The organism is Phocaeicola faecicola, from assembly GCF_013618865.1.
GTDB classification, from domain to species: Bacteria; Bacteroidota; Bacteroidia; order Bacteroidales; family Bacteroidaceae; genus Phocaeicola; species Phocaeicola faecicola.
Map to the genome: position 1 here is coordinate 1 of NZ_JABSOE010000143.1, position 2,201 is coordinate 2,201.

A 2,201-nucleotide genomic window follows, 5' to 3' on the forward strand; every position below is an offset into this window, starting at 1 on the left:
GTGCGACAAGAAGTCGTACAAGTAATTGTTCAGCATGATGTCTGAACCTGTTGTTCCGTCAACAGTAGCCTAAAGAGGCGTGCTTTACGAGTAATTGTTTGGTGCGAAGCCCTCTTGACAATATGGTTCTATGCAGAAATATCCAATGCATAGACTGTTAGGCTGACCGATATGAGTAACTGATGTGAACCGCTGCACCATCGTAACAAAGAAATAGCTTACGGATATTTATAAGCTATAGCCAAAAGGCATGCAGTCAGGATAGTTCTCTGCTTATTAGGACTACACGGATGTAGTACTGCCGGTGGATGGGTGGACTCTAAGTCGGTCGTCAGTTACTTGTACGGAACTTGGTAAGCCCGTATCTTTCCTGCCTTTATCGAGTAGGTAAGCCAATCGCAAGAGAAGCCGAATGAGGTGCGGGTAAAGGATTGCGGAGAAAGCGAACGCTTCCGTGTAATGCGGAGGATAGAGGTTTAAACGTCACCTCATGCGAAAGCAGGCAGACTTCCGCAGGGTAATTCTTTGTGAAACGATTGTAGAACTTTAACGAAATGAAGAAACAGCAAAGGAACGAGGTGAAAGCCGAGTGTGCATCTTCAGCCAAGTATAACACTACATGGAAAGACATTGACTTTCATAAGTGTGAATGCAAGGTCAGAAAGCTGCAAGTCCGAATAGCAAAGGCTCATACAGGAAAGAGGTATAACAAGGTGAAAGCCTTGCAGCACCTCCTTGTCACTTCGTTCGAAGCCAAGGCATTGGCGGTAAGAAAAGTGACATCCAATAAAGGCAAGCGCACGGCAGGGGTTGACCACATAAAGTGGGACACCGATGCCAGGAAAATAGAAGCTATACGTTCTTTGACACGGAGAGGGTATAAAGCCCTCCCACTGAAAAGGGTTAACATACCCAAGGCAAACGGCAAGACAAGACCTTTGGGAATACCAACCATGAAAGACAGAGCCATGCAGGCACTGTACCTTATGGCATTGGAACCCATAACGGAGAGTGAAGCGGATGCAAACTCTTACGGATTTAGAAAGTTCAGAAGTACGGCAGATGCGATAGACGCACTCCACAGATGGCTAAGCAGGGATTGCTCTCCCGAATGGATATTGGAGGGGGACATAAAAGGCTGTTTCGACCATATCAGCCATGAATGGCTTCCCGATAACGTACGAATCGACAGGCATATATTAAGGAAATGGCTGAAAAGTGGAGTTGTATTCAACAAGTTGCTTCAACCGACACTTGAAGGGACACCGCAGGGTGGTATCATATCACCGACACTTGCAAATGCAACTCTTGACGGCATGGAAAGGATGCTCAAAGAGAAATACAAGGCAGGTTATGTCAATGGAAAACTTTACTGCCCCAAAGTCAATCTCGTAAGATACGCGGACGACTTCATTGTCACAGCCGATAAAAGGGAAACATTACTTGAAATAAAGGAAATGTTGACAGCCTTTTTAAAGGAAAGAGGACTTACACTATCCGAGGAGAAGACACTGATAACACATATCAGTGACGGATTTGACTTCTTGGGCTTCAATGTACGGAAGTACAACGGAACATTGTTAATAAAGCCGTCAAAGAAAAGTCAGAAACGTTTCACTGACAAGCTGCACGAGGTTGTGCTGACCAAAGGTAAGGCACTATCCCAGCAGGAACTGATAGAGAAACTCAATCCTATAATAAGGGGATGGGGTAACTACTACAGACATGTGGTATCAAAGGAGGTGTTCTGCCGATGTGACCATATCTTAATAAACCAACTTAAAAGATGGTCATATCGCAGACATACCAACAAGTCAAGGGAATGGATAAGGAGGAAATATTTTATCCATGAAAGTAGCAGAAAGTGGATTTTCGGTTTTGAATATGTATGTGGAGGAATAAAGGAGAGGTTCACATTAGATAAACTGACTGATATTCCAATCAAGCGACACATAAAGATAAGATGCGAAGCCAATCCGTTCGACCCATTATGGGACGAATACTTCGAAAAACGGAAACTTAAAAGTGCCCGTCAACGTGCGTGAAGAAAACTTTATCGGAAACAAGTCATCAAAAGATGATTATGAGCCGATTTAATTTTATGAGAATTAAATTTAGAATTATCGGAGCTGTATGCGGTGAAAGTCGCACGTACAGTTCTTAATGGGGAAAGCGGCAGCAATGCCGCCGACCTACATAAC

General features: G+C 43.9%; 1 protein-coding gene. It reads left to right on the forward strand.

Annotated features, from left to right (window positions below; all coding sequences use genetic code 11):
* Positions 1-554: 554 nt before the first annotated feature.
* Entirely contained in the window at positions 555-2,045 is a 1,491-nt protein-coding gene (ltrA, locus tag H3001_RS18995; protein WP_181215787.1) for a group II intron reverse transcriptase/maturase, read from the forward strand.
* The last annotated feature ends 156 nt before the right edge of the window (positions 2,046-2,201 follow it).

Bases quoted from the DNA above. Each gene is read 5' to 3' on its own strand.
- ltrA (WP_181215787.1), top strand. From the start codon at position 555: ATGAAGAAACAGCAAAGGAACGAGGTGAAAGCCGAGTGTGCATCTTCA.